The sequence below is a fragment of the Enterobacter sp. RIT637 genome, from assembly GCF_019718755.1.
Lineage (GTDB): Bacteria > Pseudomonadota > Gammaproteobacteria > Enterobacterales > Enterobacteriaceae > Enterobacter.
The window spans coordinates 1-584 of the sequence record NZ_JAIHAZ010000115.1; the positions used below are offsets into that span (position 1 = coordinate 1).

Here is a 584-nt window from a genome sequence, read left to right on the forward strand (position 1 = left end):
CCTATGACCAATTAGGGTTGGCAGACGACTCTTTCAGCGATGACCAGTTGATTGATTTCATGTTACAGCACCCTATTCTCATCAACCGGCCCATTGTCGTTACCCCTATTGGGACGCGTTTATGCAGGCCATCAGAGGTGGTGCTGGATATTTTGACGGAAGAGCAGCGCGGTGCGTTCACGAAAGAAGATGGTGAACCAGTTGTGGATGAACACGGAAAACAGATCAAGAAATAACGACTGTTCAAGGAAGCGCTCAGTTTTTCAGGCCCGTACAGAATAACCTGAGCAACCTTCGCTTTTCACCGTCAGCCGTCTTATCAGGAAATACTCAATTTTTTTGTGATAATCATTCTGACCTGTTGTTTACACTACACTTAACTCCCGGTTACTAAAAAGAAAGGAGTTCGCATGAAACTATGGCCTGTGATGACGAGTATCGCTGTGGCGCTCACGCTGGTTGCATGTAAATCACCAACCCCACCAAAGGGCGTGAAGCCTGTCAGCGACTTTAACGCCAGCCGTTACCTCGGTAAATGGTATGAAATCGCGCGCCTGGAACACCGCTTTGAAAAAGGGATGGAA

General features: G+C 47.6%; 2 protein-coding genes. Both read left to right on the top strand.

Features of this window, described 5'->3' with window-relative positions:
• On the top strand, positions 1–236 hold a 236-nt coding region (locus tag K5E19_RS23490; protein ID WP_311775529.1), incomplete at its 5' end, for an ArsC/Spx/MgsR family protein.
• Between the two features lie 174 nt (positions 237–410).
• Positions 411–584: lipocalin family protein (locus K5E19_RS23495; RefSeq protein WP_221553336.1), on the top strand; the 174-nt coding region annotated here is incomplete at its 3' end.